This window comes from Agarivorans sp. DSG3-1 (assembly GCF_046774965.1).
Taxonomy (GTDB): Bacteria; Pseudomonadota; Gammaproteobacteria; order Enterobacterales; family Celerinatantimonadaceae; genus Agarivorans.
On record NZ_CP177241.1, the window covers coordinates 4,429,206 to 4,452,734 of the forward strand.

The 23,529-nt window shown below is 44.3% G+C and carries 20 protein-coding genes and 6 tRNA genes; 1 reads left to right on the forward strand and 25 read right to left on the reverse strand.

Going from position 1 to position 23,529, the window contains the following annotated elements; genetic code table 11:
- Nucleotides 1-5 precede the first annotated feature (5 nt).
- The 11 genes from ACLD71_RS20540 to recA all read right to left on the reverse strand — a co-directional run bounded on the left by ACLD71_RS20540 (nt 6) and on the right by recA (nt 6,779).
- Nucleotides 6-98 (reverse strand) — tRNA-Ser (locus ACLD71_RS20540).
- Between the two features lie 48 nt (nt 99-146).
- A tRNA-Arg gene (locus tag ACLD71_RS20545) sits at nt 147-223 on the reverse strand.
- Nucleotides 224-270: 47 nt separating this feature from the next.
- A tRNA-Arg gene (locus tag ACLD71_RS20550) sits at nt 271-347 on the reverse strand.
- A 54-nt stretch (nt 348-401) separates the two neighbouring features.
- Nucleotides 402-478 (reverse strand) — tRNA-Arg (locus tag ACLD71_RS20555).
- Nucleotides 479-524: 46 nt separating this feature from the next.
- Nucleotides 525-601: transfer RNA gene (locus ACLD71_RS20560), tRNA-Arg, on the reverse strand.
- 11 nt (nt 602-612) lie between these two features.
- Nucleotides 613-705: transfer RNA gene (locus ACLD71_RS20565), tRNA-Ser, on the reverse strand.
- A 242-nt stretch (nt 706-947) separates the two neighbouring features.
- Entirely contained in the window at nt 948-1,127 is a 180-nt protein-coding gene (gene csrA / locus ACLD71_RS20570; RefSeq protein ID WP_137671596.1) for a carbon storage regulator CsrA, read from the reverse strand.
- Between the two features lie 106 nt (nt 1,128-1,233).
- The gene (locus tag ACLD71_RS20575) at nt 1,234-2,448 is read right to left on the reverse strand and encodes an aspartate kinase (RefSeq protein ID WP_137671597.1); all 1,215 of its coding nucleotides are present in this window, start codon (nt 2,446-2,448) and stop codon (nt 1,234-1,236) included.
- A gap of 38 nt (nt 2,449-2,486) precedes the next feature.
- Nucleotides 2,487-5,111, reverse strand: coding sequence for an alanine--tRNA ligase (gene alaS / locus ACLD71_RS20580; protein WP_137671598.1), 2,625 nt, complete (start codon nt 5,109-5,111; stop codon nt 2,487-2,489).
- 142 nt (nt 5,112-5,253) lie between these two features.
- Nucleotides 5,254-5,703: a regulatory protein RecX gene (locus tag ACLD71_RS20585; RefSeq protein WP_137671599.1), complete on the reverse strand. Its 450-nt coding sequence runs from the start codon at nt 5,701-5,703 to the stop codon at nt 5,254-5,256.
- 32 nt (nt 5,704-5,735) lie between these two features.
- Complete coding sequence (gene recA / locus ACLD71_RS20590) at nt 5,736-6,779, reverse strand: recombinase RecA (protein ID WP_137671600.1); 1,044 nt, start codon at nt 6,777-6,779, stop codon at nt 5,736-5,738.
- Nucleotides 6,780-6,939: 160 nt separating this feature from the next.
- On the opposite strand from recA, the gene mutS reads away from it, so the two are divergent.
- Entirely contained in the window at nt 6,940-9,525 is a 2,586-nt protein-coding gene (gene mutS / locus ACLD71_RS20595; RefSeq protein WP_411994890.1) for a DNA mismatch repair protein MutS, read from the forward strand.
- A 48-nt stretch (nt 9,526-9,573) separates the two neighbouring features.
- On the opposite strand, the gene ACLD71_RS20600 is transcribed toward mutS, so the two are convergent.
- The 14 genes from ACLD71_RS20600 to relA form a co-directional block, all read right to left on the reverse strand.
- Nucleotides 9,574-10,778 (reverse strand): IS3 family transposase gene (locus ACLD71_RS20600; protein ID WP_411991759.1). Its coding sequence is split into 2 segments (ribosomal slippage): nt 9,574-10,391 and nt 10,391-10,778, totalling 1,206 coding nucleotides; the frame shifts between segments, so codons are not numbered across the junction.
- Nucleotides 10,779-10,882: 104 nt separating this feature from the next.
- Complete coding sequence (gene rpoS, locus ACLD71_RS20605; RefSeq protein ID WP_303511265.1) at nt 10,883-11,833, reverse strand: RNA polymerase sigma factor RpoS; 951 nt, start codon at nt 11,831-11,833, stop codon at nt 10,883-10,885.
- A 55-nt stretch (nt 11,834-11,888) separates the two neighbouring features.
- The gene (locus tag ACLD71_RS20610; protein ID WP_411991847.1) at nt 11,889-12,692 is read right to left on the reverse strand and encodes a peptidoglycan DD-metalloendopeptidase family protein; all 804 of its coding nucleotides are present in this window, start codon (nt 12,690-12,692) and stop codon (nt 11,889-11,891) included.
- A gap of 4 nt (nt 12,693-12,696) precedes the next feature.
- On the reverse strand, nt 12,697-13,275 hold the full coding sequence (locus ACLD71_RS20615) for a YqaA family protein (protein WP_303511260.1): 579 nt from the start codon (nt 13,273-13,275) through the stop codon (nt 12,697-12,699).
- Nucleotides 13,272-13,913 (reverse strand): protein-L-isoaspartate(D-aspartate) O-methyltransferase, encoded by a 642-nt coding sequence (locus tag ACLD71_RS20620; protein WP_201798666.1) that lies wholly within the window; start codon nt 13,911-13,913, stop codon nt 13,272-13,274. The genes ACLD71_RS20615 and ACLD71_RS20620 overlap by 4 nt, the downstream gene beginning before the upstream one ends.
- Nucleotides 13,913-14,668 carry a 5'/3'-nucleotidase SurE gene (surE, locus tag ACLD71_RS20625; RefSeq protein ID WP_411991848.1) on the reverse strand — a complete coding sequence of 252 codons (756 nt, stop codon included), beginning with the start codon at nt 14,666-14,668 and terminating at the stop codon, nt 13,913-13,915. The genes ACLD71_RS20620 and surE overlap by 1 nt, the downstream gene beginning before the upstream one ends.
- Nucleotides 14,649-15,704, reverse strand: coding sequence for a tRNA pseudouridine(13) synthase TruD (gene truD, locus ACLD71_RS20630; protein ID WP_411991850.1), 1,056 nt, complete (start codon nt 15,702-15,704; stop codon nt 14,649-14,651). The genes surE and truD overlap by 20 nt, the downstream gene beginning before the upstream one ends.
- Complete coding sequence (gene ispF, locus ACLD71_RS20635) at nt 15,705-16,178, reverse strand: 2-C-methyl-D-erythritol 2,4-cyclodiphosphate synthase (protein ID WP_411994892.1); 474 nt, start codon at nt 16,176-16,178, stop codon at nt 15,705-15,707.
- Between the two features lie 2 nt (nt 16,179-16,180).
- The gene (gene ispD, locus ACLD71_RS20640; RefSeq protein WP_411991852.1) at nt 16,181-16,888 is read right to left on the reverse strand and encodes a 2-C-methyl-D-erythritol 4-phosphate cytidylyltransferase; all 708 of its coding nucleotides are present in this window, start codon (nt 16,886-16,888) and stop codon (nt 16,181-16,183) included.
- Between the two features lie 26 nt (nt 16,889-16,914).
- On the reverse strand, nt 16,915-17,199 hold the full coding sequence (gene ftsB / locus ACLD71_RS20645) for a cell division protein FtsB (RefSeq protein WP_137671610.1): 285 nt from the start codon (nt 17,197-17,199) through the stop codon (nt 16,915-16,917).
- A gap of 138 nt (nt 17,200-17,337) precedes the next feature.
- Nucleotides 17,338-18,636 (reverse strand): phosphopyruvate hydratase, encoded by a 1,299-nt coding sequence (eno, locus tag ACLD71_RS20650; RefSeq protein ID WP_303549770.1) that lies wholly within the window; start codon nt 18,634-18,636, stop codon nt 17,338-17,340.
- 63 nt (nt 18,637-18,699) lie between these two features.
- Complete coding sequence (locus ACLD71_RS20655) at nt 18,700-20,331, reverse strand: CTP synthase (RefSeq protein ID WP_137671612.1); 1,632 nt, start codon at nt 20,329-20,331, stop codon at nt 18,700-18,702.
- A gap of 134 nt (nt 20,332-20,465) precedes the next feature.
- Nucleotides 20,466-21,278, reverse strand: coding sequence for a nucleoside triphosphate pyrophosphohydrolase (gene mazG, locus ACLD71_RS20660; RefSeq protein ID WP_411991855.1), 813 nt, complete (start codon nt 21,276-21,278; stop codon nt 20,466-20,468).
- A 21-nt stretch (nt 21,279-21,299) separates the two neighbouring features.
- Entirely contained in the window at nt 21,300-23,525 is a 2,226-nt protein-coding gene (gene relA, locus ACLD71_RS20665) for a GTP diphosphokinase (protein ID WP_411991857.1), read from the reverse strand.
- Nucleotides 23,526-23,529 lie beyond the last annotated feature (4 nt).

Below are 23,529 nucleotides of genomic sequence, written 5' to 3' on the forward strand. Positions count from 1 at the left end.
ATCGATGGCGGTGAGGGAGGGATTCGAACCCTCGATAGGGCTACAAACCCTATACTCCCTTAGCAGGGGAGCGCCTTCGGCCACTCGGCCACCTCACCTCGACTTCGCTTCACCAAAGAAGATATAAATACCCTCTTCAAGAAGAATGGCGCGCGTGGAAGGATTCGAACCTCCGACCGCCTGGTTCGTAGCCAGGTACTCTATCCAGCTGAGCTACACGCGCGCAAAAACACTTTGAAACAAGAATGACGAATCACTCTTTCTAAATAATGGCGCGCGTGGAAGGATTCGAACCTCCGACCGCCTGGTTCGTAGCCAGGTACTCTATCCAGCTGAGCTACACGCGCACAGGTAACACTTCAATAAAAAAAGCTCACATTAACTATGAGCTTTTTAAATAATGGCGCGCGTGGAAGGATTCGAACCTCCGACCGCCTGGTTCGTAGCCAGGTACTCTATCCAGCTGAGCTACACGCGCGCAGAAAACACTTTGAAACAAGAATGACGAGTCACTCTTTAAAATATGGCGCGCGTGGAAGGATTCGAACCTCCGACCGCCTGGTTCGTAGCCAGGTACTCTATCCAGCTGAGCTACACGCGCGTTGAAATCGATGGCGGTGAGGGAGGGATTCGAACCCTCGATAGGGCTACAAACCCTATACTCCCTTAGCAGGGGAGCGCCTTCGGCCACTCGGCCACCTCACCGCGATTTCGGATGCAGATATTACTGCTTCCAAAAATATAGTCAAACCTTTTTTACCACTTTTCTCTTGTTCGTTCAGCTTTCGAACAGTTCGCTGCCTTTTTGTTAGCTAACAGCTTAAAAGCTAAGCGGAGACTGCAAGCATTGTAGATTACCCAACATCAAAATGGCTTGAGCAAAGCCCTAAAAAACAAAAGGAAGCCAGAGGCTTCCTATAGTCAAATCATGGCGATAAAACGTGCGCTTAGGCGCTAGCGTTTTTCTCGGCTTGAATGCGCATGTAAATCTCTTCACGGTGCACAGATACTTCTTTAGGAGCGTTCACACCGATACGTACTTGGTTTCCTTTCACGCCCAATACAGTAACTGTTACTTCATCCCCAATCATCAACGTTTCGCCTACACGGCGAGTCAAAATTAGCATTCATTATCTCCTTAAATTCGTTTTCTTGTTCTTTAGCGACTTATCAAAGCTATTATTTTTCTGCTATTAGCGTATAGACTAGCTTGTTTAAGCCAAAGAGTCATCATTATTGCTCTAGGTTGTATGCACTATGCAATGCACGCACAGCCAACTCTAAATACTTTTCGTCAACTACCACCGATACTTTGATTTCAGAAGTAGAGATTAGTTGCATATTTATCCCCTCATCACCCAAAGTTTCGAACATTGTTTTCGCTACACCAGGGTGATTCATCATCCCTACCCCAACGATAGAAATTTTCGCCAGAGAATCTTTACCTTGAACTTCACGTGCGCCCAACTTGTTAGAGGTGTCCTCTAGCAGCTCTTTAGCCCGCTTGTAATCGTTACGGTGAACGGTAAAGGTAAAGTCGGCAGTATTGTCGCCCATAGAGTTTTGGATGATCATATCCACGTCGATATTAGCATCACCAATTGGGGCTAAAATAGACGCTGCTACAGAAGGTTTATCTGGCACACCCAAAATTGTTAAGCTTGCTTCATCGCGGTTAAACGCAATGCCTGAAATTACGGGTGACTCCATTTTATTTCCCTCATAACTGATTAAGGTACCGTTACCTTCAGTGAAACTAGATAAAACACGTAGCGGCACATTGTACTTGCCAGCAAACTCAACTGCGCGGATTTGCAAAACCTTAGCGCCAAGGCTCGCCATTTCTAGCATCTCTTCAAAAGTAATGCTTTCAAGGCGGCGCGCCTTAGGCTCAACCCGTGGGTCGGTGGTATAAACGCCATCTACATCTGTGTAGATTTGGCACTCATCGGCTTTTAAGGCCGCAGCAATTGCTACAGCGGTAGTATCGGAACCACCTCGACCAAGCGTTGTTATGTGGTTCTCTGGACTGCGCCCTTGAAAACCTGCAATAACCACCACTTTATTCTGCTGCAAATGTGCTTGAATGTTGTGATCGTCAATACTAGTGATACGCGCTTTGCCGTGGGCATTGTCTGTATGCATGCGAATTTGATCGCCTGTCATCGATACAGCGTCACAACCTTTCTTCTGCAAGGCAATACTAAGTAAAGCAATAGTGACCTGCTCACCCGTCGATACCAGTACATCTTTTTCGCGTTCGGCGGCATTTTCGTCTATTTCATTGGCAAGACCCAATAAACGGTTGGTTTCACCAGACATTGCTGAAAGAACCACAACCACATCATCGCCGGCTGCTTTACTGCGAATAACTCGGTCAGCAACCGCTTGAATACGCTCAAGCGTGCCTACCGAGGTACCACCATATTTTTGAACAATTAGTGCCACTTGCTTTCCTTTTTCTTTAACACTTAATGCCTAGTTGATTACAGCTGCTCGTTTAACCACTCTTTCACTTTCTCAAGTGCAGTTTGCAATCCATCCGGATTAGAGCCGCCTGCTTGCGCCATATCTGGGCGACCACCACCTTTCCCCCCTACACATTGGGCGGCAATGTTCACCATTTCACCAGCTTTAACACGAGAGGTTAAATCTTTAGTCACACCTGCCACTAGGCTTACTTTTCCATCGTTTACTGTGGCCAATAAAATCACGCCACTCTCAAGTTTCACTTTTAGCTCATCTACGCTACTGCGTAAGGCTTTACCTTCAACGCCATCTAAGAAGGCAATTAATACTTTCACACCGTTAATTGTTTGTATTTGATCTGCGGCATCATTACTAGCGGCGCTTGCTAGTTTAGCTTTTAGTTGAGCGACGTCTTTTTCAAGCATCTTATTGCGGTCAACTAACTGCATCACTTTTTCGCCAATGCTGAACTGGTCGCCTTTCACTAAGTTGGCGGCTTTCTCCATTTCTTCAGCAATACGGTGTATTAGGTCTATTGCGAACTGTCCCGTTACCGCTTCAATACGGCGAACGCCCGCTGCAATCCCGGCTTCGCTGGTAATTTTGAAGAAGCCTATGTCACCGGTATGGTTAACATGGGTTCCGCCACAAAGCTCGGTAGAGAAGTCGCCCATGCTAACAACACGAACATCGTCATCGTACTTCTCGCCAAACAAAGCCATAGCACCAGCTTTTTTAGCTTGATCAAGGTTCATAACTTTAGTTATTACCGGCAGATTGCGGCGAATTTGCTGGTTAACTAAATGCTCAACTTGGCGGATTGAATTCATCGAAATAGCTTCAAAATGAGAGAAGTCAAAACGTAAGCGCTGAGCTTCTACCAGTGAGCCTTTCTGAGTAACATGTTCACCTAGGGTTTGGCGTAATGCAGCATGTAATATGTGCGTGACCGAGTGGTTTAACGCCGTGTTCCAACGTCGACGAGAATCTACTTTAGCCTTAACGACTTTTTGTAAACATAAGTCTCCACCTTGCACATAACCTTTATGCACAAAAGCTTTGCCTACTTTAATGGTATCTTGCACCACAAAGCTGCCGCCTTCATACATCAGTTCGCCAGCGTCACCAGCTTGGCCACCCGACTCTGCATAAAAAGGCGTTTTATCGAGAACGATAATCGCTTGCTCTCCACTACGAACGGTTGATTCAGCTTCACCGTCTTTAAACATCTCAACGATTTTAACTTCCGCCTCTAAGTGGAGGTAACCCAAAAACTCAGTTTCGCTATCAATAATTAAGTTATCGTTGTAGTCAGTGCCAAAATTGCTAGCCTGCTTGGCACGTTCTCGCTGCGCGCGCATTGCAGCTTCAAACTCAGCTTCATCAACACTCAGTTCACGCTCGCGCGCGATGTCTGCTGTTAAGTCAGCGGGGAAGCCGTAAGTATCATAAAGCTTAAATACCAAGTCGCCAGGAATTACCGAACCTTCGAGCTCATTTAAGGCTTCGTCAAGAATGATTAAACCGCGGTCTAATGTTTTTGCAAATTGCTCTTCCTCAAGCTTAAGGACTCGCTCAATAACTGGTTGTTGAGTACTAAGCTCAGGATAAGCCTCGCCCATTTCAGCGATTAGGGCGGGTAATAGTTTGTAGAAGAAACCTTCTGTTGCACCCAGTTTATTGCCATGGCGAACAGCGCGACGGATGATCCGGCGTAATACATAACCACGACCTTCGTTGGCGGGCATAACACCATCAGCAATGAGGAAGCCACAAGAGCGAATATGGTCTGCGATTACTCGCAGTGATTTGTTTTCCAAATCGCTGGTACCAATAATGTTGGCCGCGGCAGCAATTAGATTCTGAAAAATATCGATTTCGTAGTTTGAGTGCACGCCCTGCAAAATAGCAGCAATACGCTCTAGACCCATACCAGTATCTACTGACGGGTTAGGCAGTGGTTCCATGCTACCGTCTGCTTGACGATTGAATTGCATGAATACAACGTTCCAGATTTCGATGAAACGATCGCCATCTTCTTCAGGCGTTCCTGGAGGTCCGCCCCAAATGTGTTCGCCGTGGTCGTAGAATATCTCGGTACATGGACCGCACGGTCCAGTGTCACCCATTTGCCAAAAGTTATCTGACTCAAACTTCTTCTCTGGAGATTTATCACCGATACGAATAATACGGTCTTTAGGCACACCGATTTTGTTGGCCCATAAATCAAACGCTTCGTCATCGGTTTGGTAAACCGTAACCAACAACTTTTCTTTAGGTAACTTGACCACATCAGTTAAGAATTCCCAAGCGTAGCCAATAGCTTCTTCTTTGAAGTAATCCCCAAAGCTAAAGTTACCTAGCATTTCAAAGAACGTATGGTGACGTGCGGTATAGCCAACATTTTCTAAATCGTTATGTTTACCACCGGCACGTACACAACGTTGAGAGGTCGTAGCTCGTGAATAGTTACGCTTATCAATGCCTAGAAATACATCTTTAAATTGATTCATACCCGCATTGGTAAACAGTAAGGTGGGATCGTCGTGAGGAACTAACGAACTACTGGCAACTATTTGGTGATTTTTGCTGTTAAAGAAGCTTAAAAATGCATTTCTTACTTCAGCTGAAGTCATCTTCATGAATCTATTTCCTGGGGGTTTGTAGCAACTCGACATCGTGGTAAAACTCGGGGTTACTCGTCGATAGGCGCTAAAATAGGTGAAACCGTAATTAATCGCGACAATATATCACGCAGACCCATGCAGGCAAAGTGTTGAGGGCTTATTGCTGTTGTAGTTCGCTAAATAGCGTATTGATTAACTCAAAGTCAAAACCGCGGCGGTATAAATATGCAGTACATTTTTGCTTAAGTACGCGGTCAGAAGGGAGACCTTGTTTAAACTTTCGCTCAAAACATAAGGTTAAGCTTTGATACCAATCCCATTCAGGATCAGCCAGGACCTGATTAGCTAAGTCGCTATTGATGCCTTTGCTTTGCAGGTATTGTTTTATGTAATTACGCCCGTAACCTCGAGCTAATCTAGCGCGAGTTAAAGAACTAGCGTAGTTATGATCGTTAAGCCAAGCATTTTCAATGGCATAGTTAATCGCATCTGCGATTTCAGCTTCTTGGTAGTCCTTTTGTCGCAATTTCTGCAACAATTGCTGCTGACTATATGAACGCCTTGAGAGCAGATCGATGGTGGTGTGAAGTGCGCTACGATTGGTCATAATAAAAAGGAGCCTTTCGGCTCCTAATCAATTTATGCTTCTTGATCAGCCGGAGTTTCAGTAGCTGTATCTTCTTCAACAACTTCGGTGTTGTTAAGCAGGTTGTTACGAATCGTCATTTCAATCTCTTGAGCAACTTCTGGGTGCTCCTTCAAGTAATTTGAAGCATTCGCCTTACCTTGACCGATTTTGTTCCCTTTGTAAGAGAACCAAGCACCAGCTTTGTCGACCAATTTTTCTTTTACGCCCAAATCAACTAACTCGCCGTAACGGTTAAAACCTTCACCGTACATGATTTGGAACTCGGCTTGTTTAAATGGTGCAGCGATTTTATTTTTAACCACTTTAACGCGAGTTTCGTTACCAACGATCTCATCGCCACTTTTCACCGCGCCGATGCGACGAATATCCAAACGTACAGATGCGTAAAACTTCAGTGCATTACCGCCAGATGTAGTTTCTGGATTACCAAACATTACACCAATTTTCATACGGATTTGGTTAATGAAAATACACATACAGTTGGTTTGCTTAAGCGTACCAGTTAGCTTACGTAACGCTTGCGACATTAAACGTGCCTGCAGGCCAACGTGGCTATCACCCATGTCCCCTTCAATTTCAGCTTTAGGCGTTAAAGCTGCTACCGAGTCAATTACAATCATGTCAACGGCACCAGAACGCGCTAGCATATCGGTAATCTCTAGGGCTTGTTCACCAGTATCAGGTTGAGATACCAATAAGTTGTCTACATCTACACCAAGCTTTTTGGCATAAATAGGGTCTAGGGCATGTTCGGCATCAACAAACGCACATACCTTGCCCACTTTTTGAGCTTGAGCAATGGCTTCTAAGGTAAGAGTAGTTTTACCAGAACTTTCAGGACCATAGATTTCAATCACACGACCCATTGGCAAACCGCCAGCGCCTAAGGCAATATCAACGGATAAAGAACCTGTAGAAATGGTTTCGATATCCATGGTACGGTTGTCACCAAGCTTCATGATTGAGCCTTTACCAAATTGTTTTTCAATTTGGCCTAGGGCCGCAGCTAATGCCTTTTGTTTGTTCTGATCCATATCGCCCTCGTAGGTGCTTTTAACTATCTTAATGACCAGTAGTATACTGGGTATTCATACAGTATCAAGTTTATTCCAGAAAATTCATAAAAGAGTTTTGCCTATTCGGCTGACAGCTTTTATCCTTGCTGCTTCGTTTAGCCATTAACCGAGTAGTTCGATAAGACCCATGACTGAGACAAATCTAGAAAAACACACTCCTATGATGCGCCAATACCTAACGTTAAAGGCTCAACATCCCGAGATTTTATTGTTCTATAGAATGGGCGATTTTTACGAATTGTTTTATGACGATGCCAAACGCGCATCTGAGTTAATGGATATTTCCTTAACAAAACGTGGCCAGTCTGCTGGTACACCTATTCCAATGGCAGGTATTCCCTACCACGCAGCAGAGAATTATTTATCGCGCCTGGTTCAATTAGGTGAATCAGTCGCTATTTGCGAACAGATTGGCGACCCGGCTACCAGTAAAGGGCCGGTGGAAAGAAAAGTTGTTAGAATTATCACACCAGGCACGGTGAGCGACGAAGCCTTGCTGGAAGAGAAACAAGATAACTTGTTAGTCAGCGTAATAAACCAGCAACAACAAATTGGTCTTGCTTATTTAGATATTGCCAGTGGCCGATTCGTGATTAATCAATTTACCGGTGAACAACAACTACAAGCCGAACTACAACGCTTAAACCCTGCGGAACTGCTCTACCCTGATGACTTCGAGTTTTATTCGGAGCTGCAAGCATACAAAGGTTTACGACGTCGTGGAGAATGGGAATACGATTTAGCCACCGCACAAAAAGTATTAAATCAGCAGTTCGGTACTCGGCATTTAGACGGGTTTGGGGTAAGTGAATACCCGCTAGCCCTTTCAGCAGCCGGTTGTTTAATGCAGTATGTTCAAGATACTCAGCGCACTGCCCTACCGCATATCAATGCAATTATCGTTGAGAGCCAAAATCAGTTTATTCAACTTGATGCCGCAAGCCGTAAAAACCTAGAGTTAACCCGTAACCTTGCTGGCGGCTACGAAAACACCCTAAGTTCGATATTGGACCGCAGCTCCACTGCCATGGGAAGCCGCTTGCTAAATCGCTGGTTACACCAGCCTTTAAGCAACCAGCAACAAGTGAGTGCGCGCCAAGATTGCATTGCTGAAATACTAGAAACCGACCTTTATCCTCTAGTGCAAACTGTGCTTAAGTCGATTGGCGATATTGAGCGAATATTGGCCCGCTTAGCCCTTCGTTCTGCCCGACCGCGTGATTTAGCGAGGTTGCGTAACGCCTTTAGTTTACTACCAGAACTGCAATCTTATTTAAGTTCTACACAAGCACTAGCGCCAATAGCTAAAAATATTGGTGAGTTTCCCGATACCTTAGCCTTGTTAGAGCGAGCAATAATTGATAATCCTCCTGTGCTCATTAGGGATGGCGGAGTGATTGCACCAGGTTACCATCGAGAGTTGGACGAGCGGCGAGACCTAAGCGAGGGAGCGACTCAGTTCTTAAAAGACATAGAACAACGGGAACGCGAACAAACCGGAATTGCCAACCTAAAGATTGGGTATAACAAAGTACACGGTTTTTACATTGAGGTAAGCCGCCTTTATTCCGAACAAGTACCCGAGCACTATATTCGCAGGCAGACGCTAAAGAATATGGAACGCTACATTATCGCGGAACTTAAAGAACACGAGGAAAAAGTGCTCTCTAGCCAAGGTAAAGCTTTGGCATTAGAAAAGCGGCTATATGAGGAACTGTTGGATTTGCTCATGCCAAGTTTGAGCAATATGCAGCGTAGCGCTCAAGCAATAGCTCAGCTTGATGTACTGTGTTGTTTAGCCGAGCGAGCGGAAAGCCTAAACTATGTACGCCCTCACTTTAGTGAACAATCGGGAATTAGTATTGAGGGTGGCCGACACCCAGTGGTTGAACACGTAAACGACACTCCGTTTATTGCGAACCCTGTAACGCTTGCAGAAAAGCGCAGACTGCTGATTGTAACAGGTCCAAATATGGGTGGTAAATCTACCTATATGCGCCAAACCGCACTGATATGTTTGATGGCTTTCATGGGAAGTTTTGTGCCAGCAGAAAGCGCAACGCTAGGCCCCATCGATAAGATTTTCACTCGTATTGGCGCGTCAGATGATTTAGCCAGTGGCCGCTCTACCTTCATGGTGGAAATGACTGAAACCGCCAATATTTTGCATAATGCCACAACCAACAGTTTGGTATTGATGGACGAAATTGGCCGTGGAACCAGTACCTATGATGGTATGTCTTTAGCTTGGGCGGTAGCACAAGCCTTAAGTAAAATAGAGTCGCAAACACTATTTGCTACTCACTATTTTGAGTTAACCCAATTGCCAGAAATCCTAGACGGTGTGGCTAATGTTCATTTAGATGCCGTGGAACATCAAGATACTATCGCCTTTATGCACCAAGTTCAGGAAGGGGCAGCCAGTAAAAGTTACGGCTTACAAGTTGCCGCATTAGCTGGAATACCTAAAGCTGTAATTTCACAAGCTAAACGTAAGTTAAAACAGTTAGAAGCGGCTAACCCTGCACCGGTAGATACCCCAAGCATTCCAGAAAGTGACTTAGCAGCTCAATTAAGCATGGACTTAGGCAGTGTTGAAGAACACCCGATACTAGATCAACTGCGTAATTTGGACCCAAATGAATTGTCGCCACGAGCGGCATTAGACTTATTATTTAATTTAAAGCAACAAGCAAATAGTTAACTGCACTAAACGACTGACCCGTCCTGATATGGGTTGACACTTGATTAACTAAAACGCTCGATGCACTTCATCGGGCGTTTTGTATTTTAGTGCCTCGTGAGGCCTATATTCATTGTAGAGCTTAACCGATTCATCGACCATTTTTCGTGCCTCATTTAAGTCTGTAGGTTTATTCAGCAAGTACTCCATCTTTAGTGTTCCATTTATTCTCTCCGCAAGGGCGTTCTGATAACAGTCATAACCGTCTGTCATCGAACAAGATACATTCTGCTGACGGTGTATCGCTTGATATTCACTGGAGCAATACTGAACACCTCGGTCCGAATGATGAACAAGCTCCCCTATAGACCTTCGTTCCTTCAACGCATTTAAGAATGCTTGTTTGACCGTGTAAGCTTTCATATCCTTACCTAGGTGATATCCCACTATTTTTCTTGAGTAAGCATCCGTCACGAGACTGAGATAGGCTTCACCGCTTAGCGTTGCCAAGTAGGTGATGTCAGCCACCCATAACTGTTCTGGTCTCTCTGGTATTAGGCCTTCTTTTATGCGGTTAGGGTGGCAGTAAAAACGATGATTGCTATTTGTAGTTCGATGGTAAGCCCTTCGATTATGAACTAATAATCGATTCATTCTTAGTAAAGAAAATAAGCGGTCTCGGCCAATATCGATATCATTCTGGGCAAGTAGGTACTTGAGCTTACGAGCCCCGATACGAGGGTGCATCATTCTTTGTACTTTCACAAAGTTGAGCACTGACTCATCTTTTTGTATTTGGTGAGCCTGGGCAATACCGCGCTTGTAAAAAGCTTGCCGTGTAATACCCATGAAGTGACAGGCTTTCGTTACAGTTAACTTTCGGACCGCTTTTTCCTTAATAACTCGGCCTTGCGCTTCTTTGAGAGCCGAACTCCGAAGTCTCTATCCATGACTTTTACCACCGCTTCAAAGAAATCAGCTTTCATCTGAGAGTCTTCTAGCTGCTTCTCTAGCTCTTTAATGCGTTGCTCTGGGGTTTGAGGCGAAGAAGAATTTGACATAGCAGTAACTACCATTCTCGTATGCTCTATTCCTTTAGACCAATCTAGTCGACCATGTTTGCGAAGCCAAACTAAAACGGTAGAGCGACCTTGGATCCCATAACAGTCCTGAGCTTGTCGATAAGACATTTCGCCTTTTTCAACTTGGTCTACCACTGCCAATTTAAAGGCAAGAGAATAATTTCGTTGGGTACGTTTACTGGTTGTTTTCATGACACTCTCCAATTTCATGTTGGATATGTGTCAACCTTATTTAGGACGGTACAGACAAAACAAAAAAGGAAGCCTAAGCTTCCTTTTTTTAATTGATAACATCACTAGACTTTAAATAGTGAGTCTATAGATAGATTTTGTAACGACAGTATGTCACGTAAGCGGCGTAATGCTTCCACTTGAATTTGCCTTACTCGCTCGCGAGTTAAACCAATTTCTCTGCCCACATCTTCCAAGGTAGAGGCTTCGTAACCTAACAACCCAAAGCGGCGTGCCAATACTTCGCGTTGTTTGCTATTAAGCTCGCCTAACCAACCAACAATGCTATTTTTCATATCATCATCTTGGGTTTTGTGTTCTGGGCCGTGATCATTTTCATCAGAGATAATGTCTAATAATGCTTTATCGTTATCACCACCAATCGGGGTATCAACCGAGCTAATACGCTCGTTTAAACGAAGCATTTTAGTCACATCTTCTACTGGGCGGTCCAGTGTTTCGGCAATTTCTTCTGCAGTAGGTTCGTGGTCTAGTCGATGAGCCAGTTCCCGTGCAGTACGAAGATACACATTCAACTCTTTAACCACATGAATAGGCAAACGAATTGTACGAGTCTGATTCATAATCGCTCGTTCAATAGTTTGGCGGATCCACCAAGTAGCATAAGTTGAAAAGCGGAAACCACGTTCTGGATCGAACTTTTCTACTGCGCGAATCAAACCAAGGTTCCCTTCCTCGATTAAATCCAGCAGAGCCAAGCCGCGGTTGTTATATCGTCGTGCTATTTTAACTACTAAGCGCAGATTACTTTCAATCATCCTTTTACGCGCGGCTTCGTCACCTCTAAGGGCACGTCGGGCGTACAGAACTTCTTCTTCTGCGGTAAGTAAAGGTGAGAAACCAATTTCGCCAAGATAGAGCTGAGTAGCATCTAAACTCTTGGAAACATCGGCTTGCATGATGTCGTCTTTGTTAGCTTTTTTGTCAACCTTTGCGCTTTTAGCATCGCCAGTTGAAACACTTTTTAGTTTTACAGCAGTTTTTACTTGGGTCATAGCATAACCTCCCTGAACAAGACCTGATTGCTGTTATTATTATGTGCAATCTAGGCTAGAGTGCCGGTAGATATTTCTTTGGATCTACTGACTTTCCTTTGAAACGGATTTCAAAATGTAATCGCGTATCGGTTGTTCCTGTATCGCCCATATCGGCGATATGTTGCCCTACTACTACTTGCTGTTTTTCTTTTACACGTAAACGACTGTTATGTGCATAAGCACTTAAGTAATCGTCATTATGCTTTATTATTATAAGTTTTCCGTAACCTCTTAACGCGCTGCCCGCGTACACCACTCGACCCGGTGCTGAAGCTACAATTTTCTGCCCTTGGCTGCCGCGAATATCAAGGCCTTTATTACCATTCTCTTTATTAGAGAAACCTTTGATAATTCTACCTTTTGTTGGCCAAACCCAGCCTTTGACTGAGCCTGTTTGGCTGCTTACTACAATCTTAGGCGAGTTTTTAGCGTATGCCTTTGTTGACGTTGATTCAAGTTTTTTTGACGATTTCTTAACATCTTTAACTTGCGGCTTCACAGTTTTATGCTTATTCGTTTTAGCTTTGCTGGTTTTAACACTGCTAGCTTTCAAATTAATAGTTTGACCGACATAAATTGTGTAAGGCGCTGGAATATTATTTCTTTTTGCTAATTGTTTGGGGTCAAGCCCAGCTCGCCATGCAATAGAGTATAAAGTCTCGCCTTTTTTAACTTTATACTGCGAGCTGTTTAACACGCCGCGTGTATCTGCGTTATACACACCAGCATCGGTTACTGGCGCAGGACCACCTTCTCGACTACATCCCTGCAGTAAGCTAATGGCTAATATGAGGCAAACATAACGCAGATAAACCATTCAGTTAACGCAGTAGCAAATAAGCCACTACTGCTAACACAACAACTGCCCAACCAAGAATTTCAACATACTTACGTAATTGAGCTTCCATTTTGGCGCCGCCCCACTTCATTAAACCAGCAACCAAGTAAAAGCGTAATCCTCTACCGACCAAAGAAATCAGAATGAAAGGAATAAATGCCATGTTTAGAATACCTGCAGTCAAGGTAAACACTTTATAAGGCACTGGCGTAAAGCTGGCGACAAAAATAACTAATACGCCCCACTTTTCAAACCATTCAAATGCGACATCCATTTTGTGTTGATAACCTACCGACTGAATCAGTGGCTCTACCACTGGCTCATAAAAAAACTGGCCGAGCGCATAACCTAAAGCGGCACCGAGTACCGAGAAAATAGTGGCAAGCATAGCAAAACGCCAGGCTCTGTTTGGACGTGATAAAGCCATGGGCGCTAACATTACGTCAACGGGGATCGGCCAAAAAATAGATTCGATAAAACTCATGCCCGACAAATATCGAACGGCATGGCGATGCTCAGACCAAGTCATCACTTTGTCGTATAAGGCACTAAAAATTTTCACGCTAATTCACCATTAATTAAAGGAACAAAACGCACAGGCTCTAAATTGTGTTGAGTAAAACCTTGTGCTTGCTTTTCGATTTGGACAAGTGTCTGTTGTTGCTGTTGCTCACCCACTGGAATAATCATTCGGCCGCCAACACTTAACTGCGCAACAAGCGCCTCTGGAATAGCAGCTGCTGCAGCAGTAACGATGATGGCATCAAACGGACCTTTGCTTGACCAGCCTTTCCAACCATCGCCATGTTTTGTTGCAACATTATGTAAATCCAACAATTTTAAGCGTCTTTTAGCTTGAAACTGAAGGGTTTTAATACGTTCAACAGAATAGACTTGGTCAACCAGCGATGCTAATACCGCTGTTTGGTAACCTGAACCGGTACCAATTTCTAGAACTTTCTTAGGGTTAGTTTGCAACAGTATTTCTGTCATTTTAGCCACAATGTAAGGCTGAGATAGCGTTTGCCCCTGACCTATTGGCAGAGCAGTGTTATCCCAGGCTTGATGGGCTAAGGCTTCATCAATGAAATACTGTCGTGGCAATTTAGCGATGGCGTTTAACACAGCGGTATGTTGAATTCCGTGTTGACGCAGTTGATTAACCAATTTCAAACTATTCGGGCTTTCGCCAAATTGCATTACCTTGCCTCCCAATCCTTGATCCAAGTATCTAGTTTGCCAATAAAGCTGTGTGCTGTCATATCTATCGTTAGTGGTGTGATAGAAACATAGCCTGCGGCGACTGCCGCAAAGTCGGTTCCTTCGCCGGCATCTTGCATTTCACCCGGAGGACCCAGCCAATAAATATCGTGGCCTCTAGGATCTTGTTGTTTCACCATGACCTCTGCGCGATGACGACTGCCTAATCGCGTTACCTTAAAGCCTTTGATTTCTGTTAAAGGTAAATCAGGAACGTTCACATTAAGAATTTGATTGCTTGGAAGCGCATGCTCGCGCAACTGCTCCAACAACTTTAAGGTTACGCTAGCGGCGCTGTCATAGTGTTTGCCCTCTCGCCCCACCAAAGACACTGCAATAGCAGGAAGCCCTAAATTACGCCCTTCCATGGCCGCAGCAACAGTTCCCGAGTAGAGTACATCATCACCTAAATTAGCACCTGCATTGATCCCAGCAACAACTATTTCTGGTAACTCATCCACTAACTCATTAATCGCTAAGTGAACACAATCGGTTGGCGTGCCTTTTACTGAGATGGTATTTTCATCGAGATAAACAATCCGCAGCGGATCTTCAAGGGTTAAAGAGTTACTCGCGCCGCTGCAGTTTCTATCGGGGGCAACGGTTAATACTGGTGAAATCTGCTTTAACGCTTGAGCCAAACATACAATACCCGGCGCGTATACGCCGTCATCGTTACTCACTAATATGGTCATTGCCTTCGCCTTCACAATTAACAATTTCACGCAAAATACTTGTGGCGTAATTGCCGGCGCTTAAAAAGAAACTCAACACTAAATCATTACCCTCGGCTTTAAATGAAAAGTCTTTTGGACGAAGAGCTAATGCGCGCCGCTCCATTTTTAAGCCAGCATCTGCTAGGCCTGAGACTATTTCTGGATAGGCCGCTAACACGGAGCTCTCGAACTCTAAGGCTTTGTCTTGGCTGGCTAGCTCACCCTTTCCAACCATTGGGGCAGACAATTCTATTTCGCCTTGCAAATAACGCTCTACAATACCTTGGTCAACTTGATTGGCTACAAAGTGTGCATTGCTCGTAGCAAACTTCATCACATCCCCATTGAGTACCTGAGTGAACAACTGCTGCTCAATGCGTTGGCTAATAGCATGATTGAAAACCAAACTGCGCGCGGCAGATAAATACATACTGCGTTTTTCTCGGCTACGAATTCGTTTGCCAGCAAACATGTTTAAGGCATTATCTATATTGCTGGCACCACGGCCAAATCGTTGAGAGCCAAAGTAGTTAGGTACACCAGATTCGGCAACTTTACTTGCTCGTTCTAACGCTTGCTCAATATCCGAAACGTCTCGTAGGCGAATCACAAAATTATTTCCCGACAAAGAACCACGCTTGAGTTTGCGGTTGTGCCTTGCGGTTGCAAGCACTCTAACGCCTTCGCCTAACTCTTCAGATAACGCAACATTGTCCTTTCCCGGTATTTGAATACTAAACCATTGGGTGGTGACCGCATGGCGATCTTTTAGGCCTGCATAGCTAATAACATTGGGGTTTACTTGGCAGGCTTCTGCTAGCATTTTTGCTACCCAAGAGGTGTTTTCGCCAGTTTTTTCAATCTTCACCAACATATGCTCGCCGTCGTCACTGAACTCGAACGGCAGTACTTCATCAACTTTAAAATCTATGGCTTGTTGTTTGAGCAAACCACTACAGCTCGGTTTACCATGCAGGTAATTAAGTTGCGAAATTAGCGTTAAATAATCACTCATTTAAATACTCTCCAATAACACAACCGCATGACTCGATATCCCTTCTTTACGCCCTTCAAAACCAAGTTTTTCAGTGGTAGTGGCTTTCACGTTTACTTGGCTAATGCTGACATGTAAATCTTCGGCAATATTGAGGCGCATTGCTTCAATGTGCGGTGCCATTTTTGGGGCTTGGGCAACAATAGTTAAATCGAGGTTGGCTAACTTATAACCTCGCTGAGTAATTTGTTCGACTACTCGGCGTAACAAAATGCGGGAATCTATCCCCGCATACGCTTGGTCATTATCAGGAAAATGATGTCCTATATCACCTAACGCTAGCGCGCCTAACAAAGCATCACACAAAGCATGTAAGGCAACATCGCCATCAGAGTGAGCAATGAATCCCTGCTCATAAGGAATTGCCACGCCAGCAACTACCAGCGGCCCTTGTCCACCGAATTTATGTACATCAAAACCGTGCCCAATGCGAATACTCACCCTACTACCTCTTTTTGTTGTTGCTGACTTAAATACCACTTGGCTAAGGCCAAATCTTCAGGGCAAGTCACTTTAATGTTGTCACTACGACCTTCAATAATACTCACTGGCTGTTCCGCCCATTCCATAGCAGACGCTTCATCAGTGACTTTTTCACCAGCAGCCATAGCATTGCTGATGTTTTGTTTTAGCGATTGAACCAAAAACATTTGTGGCGTTAAGGCATGCCAAAGTTGCTCTCGTGACACTGTGTGTTCAACTTTACCATCAGCGCTTCGCTTCATGGTATCGCGCACCGGGTTGGCTAATATGCCGCCATGCTGATGTTGCTCGCAACTTGCAATAAGTAAACTAATGTCTTGATGAGTAATACAAGGCCGTGCTGCATCGTGTACCAATACCCACTCATCTTCATTAATGGTTTGTAGACCTGCAAGTACAGAGTCTGCTCGTTCATCACCACCTTCAACTGTTTGAATGCGTGAAGAACAGGCAATTGATAAGTCTTTAAACCAACGATCATTTGGATGGAGAACTACAATCACCTTCGCGATAGCAGGGTGACTAAGAAAAGCAGCAGCGGTTGTTTCAAGAATTGTTTTCTCACCCAAAGGCAAATACTGTTTTGGGATACTTGCTCGCATGCGACTACCAATACCCGCTGCTGGTAGCAATGCAGTATATTGCTTAATAGAAGAAATCATTTATTAGTGATACTCGGAGTCAACCATTATTCAAGTTCTGAGGAAGGAATAATTCGGTAAAAGGTTTCACCCTCTTTAATCATTCCTAGTTCGTTACGCGCCTGCTCTTCCACGGCATCTAAGCCGCTACGCAAATCGGCGATTTCTGCAACCAACACTGCATTGCGCTGACCAAGATCTTGGTTAGCAACCGCATGTTTTGCCACTTCATCACGCAAAGCAAAATAGTCATTTAATGAGTTTTTGCCAAACCATAATTGGTACTGTAAAAGCAAAACAATCAGTATCAGTAAAATTTTAAACGAACGCATGGTTCCTCCCTGACAGAGATAATCCCATAAAGCCGATTGTTACTCCATAAGCGTTGTATGATTTATCTAAATCCAAGGCAAAAAAAATCCCCGCCAAAGCGAGGATTTTATAAAGCTATAGGCTTAATTCAAAAAGAATTACTGACCTTTAACTTCTTTAAGACCGTTGTAAGGTGCTTTTGAACCTAAAGCTTCTTCGATACGTAGCAATTGGTTGTACTTAGCAACACGATCAGAACGGCTCAATGAACCTGTTTTGATTTGGCCAGCAGCAGTACCAACAGCTAGGTCAGCGATAGTTGCGTCTTCAGTCTCGCCTGAACGGTGAGAGATAACAACAGTGAAGCCAGCGTCTTTCGCCATTTTAATTGCAGCCAAAGTTTCAGTTAAAGAACCGATTTGGTTGAATTTAATTAGGATAGAGTTAGCAATACCGTTGTCGATACCGCGCTTAAGGATCTTAGTGTTAGTTACGAACAAATCGTCACCAACTAATTGGATTTTATCACCCATTAGTTTGGTTTGGTGTGCGAAACCATCCCAGTCAGACTCATCAAGACCATCTTCGATAGAAACGATTGGGTACTGTTCAGTAAGTTCTTGTAGGAATACGTTGAACTCTTCTGAAGTGAATTTTTTACCTTCGCCTTTAAGGTCGTAGATGTTTGCTTCTTTGTCGTAAAACTCAGATGCAGCACAATCCATCGCTAAAGTGATGTCTTTTCCTAGCTCGTAGCCAGCGTTTGCAACAGCAACTTTAATAGCAGCAAGAGCCGCTTCGTTAGACTCTAGGTTTGGAGCGAAACCACCTTCATCACCAACAGCAGTTGAGTGACCGCCAGCTTTAAGAACTTTAGCTAGGCTATGGAAAACTTCAGCGCCCATACGTAGGCCTTCACGGAAGTTAGCAGCGCCAACAGGTTGAATCATAAATTCTTGGATGTCTACAGAGTTATCTGCGTGCTCACCACCGTTGATGATGTTCATCATTGGAAGAGGCATTGAGTAAACACCAGAAGTACCGTTTAGGTCAGCAATGTGAGCGTATAGTGGTACTTTCTTAGAAATAGCAGCAGCTTTAGCAGCAGCTAGAGATACAGCTAGGATAGCGTTTGCGCCAAACTTAGCTTTGTTTTCTGTGCCATCTAGGTCGATCATGATTTGGTCAAGAGCAGCTTGAGCCAATGCATCTTTACCGGCTAGCGCTTCAGCGATTGGGCCGTTTACAGCTTCAACTGCTTTTAATACGCCTTTACCTAAGTAACGAGCTTTATCGCCGTCACGTAATTCTAGGGCTTCACGAGAACCCGTTGATGCACCTGAAGGAGCAGCAGCCATACCGATAGAACCATCAGCAAGATGAACTTCAGCTTCTACAGTTGGGTTACCGCGTGAATCCATGATTTCGCGACCAAGTACTTTTACGATATTAGACATTACTAATTTCCTCTATATAAATGAACTTCTAACTCTCTAAAAAACGTTACCCGCTAATTGATTCTAGCGAGCTTTATTAAATTCACCAGCAGCCTTCACAAACCCTTCAAACAATGGGTGTCCATCGCGAGGGGTTGAGGTGAACTCAGGGTGGAACTGAGCAGCAACAAACCAAGGGTGAGCTGGGTTTTCTATTATTTCTACTAACTTTTTATCTGACGAAAGACCCGTTACTTGCAAGCCCTTTGCAGTAATCTTAGGCAATATCGTGTTGTTCACTTCGTAGCGGTGACGGTGGCGTTCGTAAATCTCTACACTACCGTACAAGTCAGCTACTTTAGAGCCTTTAGTTAGGTGACATAGTTGTGAACCAAGACGCATAGTACCGCCTAAGTCTGAATCTACATCACGTGTTTCTACTTTCCCGTCTTCATCAATCCATTCGGTGATTAAACCTACTACCGGATATTTAGACTTAGCGTCAAACTCACTAGAGTGCGCACCTTTCAGGCCAGCTACGTTACGTGCGTATTCAATCAACGCCACTTGCATGCCTAAACAAATACCTAAATAAGGCACTTTGTTTTCACGGGCATATTGGGCGGCCAAAATTTTACCTTCAACGCCGCGCTCGCCAAAACCACCTGGAACCAAAATAGCATCGAGATGTTGCAGAACATCGGTGCCTTTTACTTCAAGATCTTGGGAGTCTACATATTGAATTTTAATGCTTAAGCGATTTTTAAGGCCGGCATGTTTAAGCGCTTCATTGACTGATTTATAAGCGTCGGGAAGCTCAACATATTTACCCACCATACCAATAACCACTTCATTGGTTGGATTGGCTTCTTCATAAATCACTTGTTCCCATTCACTTAGATCAGCTTCTGGGCATTCAACCCCAAAACGTTCAATCACTAACGCGTCTAAGCCTTGTGATTTAAGTAACGCAGGAATTTTGTAAATACTGTCTACGTCTTTCAGTGAGATAACTGCGCGGTCTGGCACGTTAGTAAATAACGCAATTTTAGCGCGTTCATTAGCCGGAATAGCGCGGTCGCTACGACAAATAAGAATGTCTGGCTGAATACCAATAGAACGCAACTCTTTCACCGAATGCTGAGTCGGTTTAGTTTTCACTTCGCCAGCAGCACCAAGATATGGCACTAAGGTTAAGTGCATGTACATGGCGCGCTCGCGGCCAATTTCAGTACCCAACTGACGAATTGCTTCTAGGAAAGGTTGTGACTCAATGTCACCCACCGTGCCACCAATTTCTACAATGGCAACATCTACGCCCTCGCCACCCGCTACAATGCGCTCTTTAATGGCATTGGTGATGTGAGGAATAACCTGAATAGTCGCGCCTAAGTAATCGCCACGACGTTCTTTACGTAGTACATCTTCATAAACCCGACCCGTTGTGAAGTTGTTACGCTTAGTCATTTTGTTACGAATGAAACGCTCGTAGTGACCTAAATCTAGGTCAGTTTCAGCGCCGTCTTCGGTCACAAATACTTCGCCGTGTTGGATCGGACTCATCGTGCCGGGGTCAACGTTGATGTACGGGTCAAGCTTCATAATGGTCACTTTAAGACCACGAGCTTCGAGGATAGCAGCCAATGATGCAGCGGCAATACCTTTACCCAAGGAGGATACTACGCCTCCAGTGACGAAAATGTACTTTGTTGTCATGTCTAACCTGAGAAGTTGGATGTGTTAAGGGCGTATCTGCGATACTTGGACGGGGGCATAGTATAGCAAAGCCTCTTTAACACCACAATCAATGTCACTGTATCAAGACTAAGATTTAGTGGTTTTGTTGTAAATCAATTTTTGTAATTTTCTTTCACTTTATCCCAAAGCGCATCCATCTCTTCAAGGCTCATCTGCTTAAGATCTTTGCCACTTTCAGCCGCTCGAGCCTCTACTCCTCTGAATCGATTAGAAAATTTCTGGTTGGCTTGGCGCAATAAGTCTTCCGCATCAAAATCACAGGTGCGAGCTAAATTTACGCAAGAAAACAACAAATCACCGATTTCCTCGGCTACACCTTGGGATTGTTGAGAGGCGATAGCCTCTTGAACTTCTTCAAGTTCCTCTTTCACTTTATCAATGACTGGCTCAACACTTGGCCAGTCAAACCCTACGTGAGCACAGCGTTTTTGTAGCTTTTGTGCACGGCTTAATGCAGGTAATGCCATAGGCACATCGTCTAACACACTCGCCTTGCTAGCCGATTTACCCGCGCGCTCTTTGGCTTTTTCAGCTTCCCAATTGGCTTTTATGGCAGCTTCATCGGCAAAGGCTTGCTCAGTAAACACATGGGGGTGGCGGCGGATCAGCTTCTCACATATACCATCAACCACTTCAGCAAAGTTAAAGCTTCCTTGCTCTTGGCCAAACTGGGCATAAAAAACCACTTGAAAAAGCACATCACCCAATTCTAGTTTTACTTCTGAAAAATCTTTGCTTTCTATCGCCTGATTAATCGCATCAACCAGCTCATAGGTTTCTTCTATTGTGTGCGGCACTATGCTTTGCCAGTGCTGTTGTTGATCCCATGGGCAACCAACTTCGGGATCTCGCAACTTAGCCATAATGCCAAGCAGCGTATCCATAGTGTAAGGACGCTGATTCATTTGTTATTGCTTCCAACAGGCTTAACGTAAACGACGAGCTTCAATAATATGGTTAAGCTGGTTTATCTTAGATAGCACTCGAGACAGAGATTCGAGATTATAAATCTCTACTTCCATATCAATAGTAGCAGTTTGGCTTTTCACATCTGAATGACTTTGCATGCCCATTACGTTCACCTTGTCATTAGCTAACACCGTGGTGATATCTCGTAATAACCCCCCTCTATCATTAGCAACAATACGAATAGTGAGGTTATATCCACCCGAATCTTTTCCACCCCATACCGCGTCAATCACCCGCTCCGGGGTACGACTAACCAGCTCAGCTAATTGCTCACAATCGGCACCGTGAATTGAGATACCACGACCTTGAGTGATAAACCCTTTAATGAGATCGCCTGGGATGGGCTGGCAACAGCGCGCAATATGGGTCATTAGGTTACCGACACCGTCAACAACAATGGCATCTTTAGCACGTTTCTTCTTTTGTCCGTGATGTTCGGCTTTCTTGGTAATAGTCTCAAGTGCTTGGCGGTCAAGTTCTTCAGCTGTTGGTTTATGAAGAGTAGCCTGCAGATGATGAATCAGTTGGTTTAAACGCACGTCGCCAGCGCCAATAGCCGCCAGCAGGTCATCTAAGGTTTTAACATTAAAGCGCTCTACACAGCTTTCTACGTCACTCATCTTAAAGCCATGCTTGTTAAGCTCAGCTTCTAATAACTCTTTACCAACAACTTGATTTTTATCTTTATCTTGTTTCTTAAACCAAGTGGCAATTTTGTTTCGAGCCCGCGACGACTTCACATACCCTAGATTAGGGTTTAGCCAATCACGGCTTGGGCTAGATTCTTTTTGAGTAATAATTTCAACTTGCTCACCTGTGCGTAACTGGTAGGTAAACGGCACGATGCGCCCACCTATTTTAGCGCCAATACATCGGTGACCCACTTGGCTATGCACGTAATAAGCGAAATCTAATGGCGTAGAGCCCGATGGTAAGTCAATCACCTCGCCACTTGGTGTGAATACATACACACGGTCATCGAATACTTGCGAGCGAAGCTCTTCTAACATTGAACCGTTTTCAGCAATATCATCTTGCCAAGCCAGTAGCTTGCGTAGCCAGGCGATTTTATCTTCAAAATCACTGCGCCCAGCAGAGCCAGCACCGCCCTCTTTATATTTCCAGTGGGCGGCCACGCCCAGCTCGGAATCCTCGTGCATTTGTTTAGTACGAATTTGCACTTCGATAGATTTGCCTTCAGGGCCAATAACTACCGTATGGATCGACTGATAACCGTTAGGTTTAGGATTAGCAACATAGTCGTCAAATTCGCTAGGAATATGGTGCCATGAGGTATGTACAATACCTAGAATGGCATAACAATCTTGCAGCTTTTCAGCGACGATTCGAATTGCGCGAACATCAAACAGCTTATCGAAAGATAAATCTTTCTTCTGCATCTTCCGCCAAATGCTGTAAATGTGTTTTGGTCGCCCATAAACCTGGGCATCAATATTTGCGCCTTCAATTTCTTGCTGTAGCTTGGCAACAAAATCATCGATATACTGGGTTCTGTCTAAACGTTTTTCATCGAGCTGCTTGGCAATTTGTTTATAGGTAATAGGATGTAAATAGCGAAAAGTGAAATCTTCCAATTCCCACTTAAGCTGACCAATACCTAAACGGTTAGCCAATGGCGCATAAATGTCTTGGCTCTCTTTAGCTGCCAGTACTCGCACATCTTCTTCTTCGTTTTTCACTTCACGTAAAAAACAGATACGTTCGGCCAACTTAATTACAATGGCACGTACATCACCGACCATCGCTAATAACATGCGACGAACATTATCAATTTGGATTGAAGATAAACTCTTGTTTTGCCCGGTGCGCAGTACTTTCATTGCATCCATTTGCGCCGCGTCGTATTGAAGCTTTATCACTTCATCGGGAAACTGTGGGCTTAGTTTATCTTTAGAAAGTAGACCTGCATCCACAAAAGGAAACAGCAACGCCGCTTTTAAGGTTGGCAGATCCATGTTCAAAGTAACAAGGATCTCCACCATCTCTTTGCCTTTACTCAAACAACTGTGGATTTGCTGTTTATCTGCATCTAAGGCACGAAAATAATTACAGGCAACAAATAAGCGCTGTTGGTCTTCAACCGCTATATCTAAGCTTTCAACCCATTGATTTTCATCAAACAAGAGCTCTTGATTAAGGTGTGTTTCTCGAACCGAGACCATACAG